The 4,081-nt window shown below is 61.1% G+C and carries 6 protein-coding genes and 2 rRNA genes; 2 read left to right on the top strand and 6 right to left on the bottom strand.

What is annotated here, in order from left to right:
* Positions 1–142, bottom strand: a 142-nt coding sequence (locus tag HWX36_RS36575; protein WP_124675877.1) for an SDR family NAD(P)-dependent oxidoreductase, incomplete at its 3' end; no start/stop codon positions are given.
* 164 nt (positions 143–306) lie between these two features.
* Between HWX36_RS36575 and HWX36_RS36570 the strand changes: the two genes are divergently transcribed.
* Together HWX36_RS36570 and rlmJ are read left to right on the top strand one after the other, a co-directional pair.
* Entirely contained in the window at positions 307–1,278 is a 972-nt protein-coding gene (locus HWX36_RS36570) for an aldo/keto reductase (protein ID WP_175958560.1), read from the top strand.
* Between the two features lie 112 nt (positions 1,279–1,390).
* On the top strand, positions 1,391–2,236 hold the full coding sequence (gene rlmJ, locus HWX36_RS36565; protein ID WP_175958559.1) for a 23S rRNA (adenine(2030)-N(6))-methyltransferase RlmJ: 846 nt from the start codon (positions 1,391–1,393) through the stop codon (positions 2,234–2,236).
* Positions 2,237–2,251: 15 nt separating this feature from the next.
* On the opposite strand, the gene HWX36_RS36560 is transcribed toward rlmJ, so the two are convergent.
* The 5 genes from HWX36_RS36560 to HWX36_RS36540 all read right to left on the bottom strand — a co-directional run.
* Positions 2,252–2,620 (bottom strand): hypothetical protein, encoded by a 369-nt coding sequence (locus HWX36_RS36560; protein ID WP_175958558.1) that lies wholly within the window; start codon positions 2,618–2,620, stop codon positions 2,252–2,254.
* Between the two features lie 114 nt (positions 2,621–2,734).
* Positions 2,735–2,881, bottom strand: a complete 147-nt coding sequence (locus HWX36_RS36555) for a DUF3563 family protein (RefSeq protein WP_006478295.1) — start codon at positions 2,879–2,881, stop codon at positions 2,735–2,737.
* A 215-nt stretch (positions 2,882–3,096) separates the two neighbouring features.
* Positions 3,097–3,501 carry a Cu(I)-responsive transcriptional regulator gene (cueR, locus tag HWX36_RS36550; RefSeq protein ID WP_175958557.1) on the bottom strand — a complete coding sequence of 135 codons (405 nt, stop codon included), beginning with the start codon at positions 3,499–3,501 and terminating at the stop codon, positions 3,097–3,099.
* 253 nt (positions 3,502–3,754) lie between these two features.
* Positions 3,755–3,867: ribosomal RNA gene (gene rrf, locus HWX36_RS36545) — 5S ribosomal RNA — on the bottom strand.
* A gap of 131 nt (positions 3,868–3,998) precedes the next feature.
* Positions 3,999–4,081, bottom strand: a 23S ribosomal RNA gene (locus HWX36_RS36540); the annotation flags it as partial.

Raw genomic sequence — 4,081 nt, 5'->3', positions numbered from 1 at the left:
CAACGGCGTTCGCGCCGTCCTGGTTCAGGTCGGCGATCGCGACGGCCGCGCCCGCCTTCGCGAGCTCGAGTGCGATTTCCTTGCCGATGCCGCTCGCGGCGCCCGTGACGACTGCGGTCTTGCCGCTCAGATCTGCTGCCATGTCCGTCTCCTCCCGTTGTCGGATCGATAAAACACGCGCCCACCGCACCCGCTACCGTCGCGCGATCGTGCTGGCGGGCCAGCCGTCATTGTGCACGATCGGCCCCGCCGTTCGCGCGCAAAACGTCTAAGCTTAAGGTCGGTTCGGTTACTCAGGAGATTCGCATGCACTATCGACGGCTAGGCCGCTCCGGCTTGCAGATCAGCGAGCTTTCGCTCGGTTCGTGGGTGACGTACGGCAACCAGGTCGACCAGCGGGTCGCGCGCGAATGCCTGGCTGCGGCGCGCGACGCAGGCGTCAATTTCTTCGATAACGCCGAGGTCTACGCCGGCGGCAAATCCGAGGAAATCATGGGCCACGCGCTCAAGTCGCTCAACTGGCCACGCATCAGCTATATCGTGTCCACGAAGTTCTTCTGGGGGCTCGCCGAATTGCCGAACCAGTATCACACGCTGAACCGGAAGTACCTGCTGAACGCCATCGACGGCTCGCTGCGCCGGCTGCAGCTCGACTATGTCGACCTCGTCTATTGCCATCGCCCCGATCCGAACACGCCGATCGAGGAAACCGTCTGGGCGATGAGCGACATGATCGTGCGCGGCAAAGCGCTGTACTGGGGTACGTCGGAATGGAGTGCCGACGAGATACGTGCTGCGTGCGAGATCGCCGAGCGGCATCACCTGCACAAGCCGGTCGTCGAGCAACCACAGTACAACCTGTTCCACCGCACACGGGTCGAACAGGAATATGCACGGCTCTACGACGACTACGGTCTCGGCCTCACGACCTGGAGCCCGCTGGCATCGGGCCTGCTCACCGGCAAGTATCGAAACGGCGTGCCGCCCGGCAGCCGCGCGCAGTTACAGGGTTACGACTGGATGCGTGACCGCCTGACCGATCCGGCCGCCAACGACATCGTCGAACGGCTCGGCGCAATCGCAGCCGAGCTCGGCTGCAGCACGGCCCAACTCGCGATCGCGTGGGTACTCGCAAATCCGCGCGTGAGTTCGGTCATCACGGGCGCGTCGCGGATCGAGCAGATCAGTGACAACATGCGCGCGCTCGATGTTGCCGCGAAGCTGACGCCGGATGTGAAGCAACGCATCGAGGACGTGGTCGGCGATGCGTACGAGTAAGGCGATGCGCGGCCACTCGCGTACAATACGCGGCCCGCATCGGCGCCCGGCCTGACGGCCGCGCACGATCGACCGCTTTCATTGATTCACCTTTCGTTTCAGGCAGCCCGCCATGCTCAGTTATCGTCACGGTTTTCACGCAGGCAACCACGCGGACGTGCTCAAGCACGCCGTTGTCGTCCAGCTGCTGCGCTACCTGAACAAGAAAGACAAGTCGTACTGGTACATCGACACGCATGCAGGTGCCGGGGTGTACTCGCTGCGCGACGGTTATGCGGCGAAGACGTCGGAATTCGACACCGGCATCGGCCGGCTGTGGAACGAAAAGAACCTGCCGGAGGTGCTGGGCGACTATGTGGATGAAGTTCGCGCGCTGAACGACGACGGTGAACTGCGCTTCTACCCCGGTTCCCCATACATCGCATGGCGATCGATGCGCGAGCAGGACCGCATGCGCCTGTTCGAAATGCACACCACGGAAATCGACGTGCTGCGCCACAATTTCCGCGATGCGGGGCGACGCGCGATGATCTTCGCCGGCGACGGCTTCGAAGGCGTCAAGGCGCTCCTGCCGCCGCCGCCGCGACGCGCACTCGTGCTGATCGACCCGTCCTACGAGGACAAGAAGGATTACGCGCGCACGGTGACTTGCGTGACGGAGTGTCTGAAGCGTTTCGCGACGGGCTGCTATGCAGTCTGGTACCCGCAGGTGACCCGGACGGAATCGCAGCGTTTTCCCGAGCAGTTGAAGCGCCTGCAACCGAACAACTGGCTGCACCTGACGCTGACGGTGTCGAACCCGCCGACTGACGGGCTGGGCCTCTACGGCAGCGGGATGTTCATTCTGAATCCGCCGTATACGCTCGCCCAGAGCATGAACGAGGCACTGCCCTATCTGGTCGAGATGCTCGGGCAGGATAGCGGCGCCCGCTACCAGATCGAGCACCGCGGAAACTGATCGGGCGACCGGCCGTTACGGCTGAGGTCTCGGGGCGAGCCTCGGCTGGCTGGGCGGCTGTCCACCCCACGCGGGGACATTGATATACGGCGCGACGAACAGTGGAACCGACGTGTTCGGTACCTGCCCGGCCGGGGCTCGCATGCCCGCCGGCTCGACGATCGGCTCGGAAGACAACGGTGCCGTCTGCAGCACCAACCCGCCCTTGCCGTCCTGGATACCGCGGTGCGTATCGAGAATCAGCGGCTTGGACGACGTCGCGGCAGCGGCCGCAAGTCCATGGACAAGCACCGCCGCGCCCAGAACGAGACGCGCGCGGGCACTTCGACGCACATCGAGACGCAAACGCATGATCGTGTCCTTCAGGATGAAAAGCAGGTGCATACCATAGCGCTGCACTGACGATTGCGCCAGATCCGGCGCACAAAAAACAAAGCCCCGTCAAATACGGGGCTTGCTTATCGTTCGGTGCCACGTGACACCTGACGGTGACTCCGATTACAGCGAGTAGCCGTTGGTTTCGAGCGAGCGGATGCGGCTCTCGAGCTGGACGATGTCCGACGACGTGGCAAGGTAGGCCTCACGGCGTTCACGTTCTGCGGATTCGAACCAGTTGCTCAGCTTTTCGACGATGTAGGCGATCATGACGTTCTCCAAGGAAGGGGGACCCCTGGTGAATCGGTGTTCAGGGATTTCCCGTATAGGGTTATCCCGAATTATAGCGATGCCGCACCAAGATGCTAGTGAAATACTTGCATGGAAGCCATTCCCATTTGGAATGGCTGTCCGAAAACACCATATAACCCATTGATTTTTATCGAAATCGAATCGGGGCTCGATTTGAGCTTCGAGCGTGCGCACTAATTTGGTTCACTGGCGGGTTCGGACAGACGCGCCAAAATCGGGCATTCGGGCCGCCCGTCACCATGACAGTGCGCCGCAAGATCGGCCAGTGTGTCACGCATGTCGCTCAGATCGGCGATACGCTTGTCGAGTTCGGCCACATGCTCGAGGGCAATCGACTTCACTTCGGCGCTCGCGCGGGAACGGTCTTGCCAGAGCATCAGCAGCTTGCGGATGTCCTCGACGAGAAAGCCAAGGCGTCGCGCCTGACGGATGAAGCGCAGGATATGGATTTCGTCCGCGCCGTAGATCCGGTAGCCGGCATCGGTACGCTTGCTGGGCGCCAGCAGGCCGACCTGTTCGTAGTACCGGATCATCTTTGCGCTGACTCCGGATTCGCGCGACGCGTCGCCGATATTCATTCCGGCCCTCTCCATCAAGCCCTGGTTTCGAACATGAACGTCGACGCATGCAATCGCCGACGGCACTTCGATCGTATCAAATCGCGTGGTTTCGTTCCGGGTAAGGATTTGACTGCAGGACGACGGCCGGGTGATCTGGCGTGCATGCCAGTGGGATGTGATGAATAGAGCGCTCTTCCCTCAACGCACATGCATTTCCGCCGCGCCAATGCAAAAACCCCCACCTTTCGGGCGGGGGTTCTTGGCTTAGGGAGCCTGACGATTACCTACTTTCACACGGGAATCCGCACTATCATCGGCGTAGAGTCGTTTCACGGTCCTGTTCGGGATGGGAAGGGGTGGGACCGACTCGCTATGGTCATCAGGCAAAGAGGGTTGTTGTGCTGGCTTCGCAGCACAACCAATCTTGGAAGAAGCAGTAATTTAGGTTGTGTGTATCACACACGAGAATCCAACCAGTCCGACGCGCTGTTCTCAGCGCGAAACAGACTTGTTATAGGATCAAGCCTTACGGGCAATTAGTATCAGTTAGCTGAACGCATTACTGCGCTTACACACCTGACCTATCAACGTCCTGGTC

This window comes from Burkholderia sp. BCC0405, from assembly GCF_902833075.1.
In the GTDB taxonomy this organism is placed as follows: domain Bacteria; phylum Pseudomonadota; class Gammaproteobacteria; order Burkholderiales; family Burkholderiaceae; genus Burkholderia.
This window is presented reverse-complemented; position numbering and strand designations above follow the sequence as displayed.

Bases quoted from the DNA above. Each gene is read 5' to 3' on its own strand.
- HWX36_RS36570 (WP_175958560.1), top strand. From the start codon at position 307: ATGCACTATCGACGGCTAGGCCGCTCCGGCTTGCAGATCAGCGAGCTT.
- rlmJ (WP_175958559.1), top strand. From the start codon at position 1,391: ATGCTCAGTTATCGTCACGGTTTTCACGCAGGCAACCACGCGGACGTG.
- HWX36_RS36560 (WP_175958558.1), bottom strand. From the start codon at position 2,620: ATGCACCTGCTTTTCATCCTGAAGGACACGATCATGCGTTTGCGTCTC.
- HWX36_RS36555 (WP_006478295.1), bottom strand. From the start codon at position 2,881: ATGATCGCCTACATCGTCGAAAAGCTGAGCAACTGGTTCGAATCCGCA.
- cueR (WP_175958557.1), bottom strand. From the start codon at position 3,501: ATGAATATCGGCGACGCGTCGCGCGAATCCGGAGTCAGCGCAAAGATG.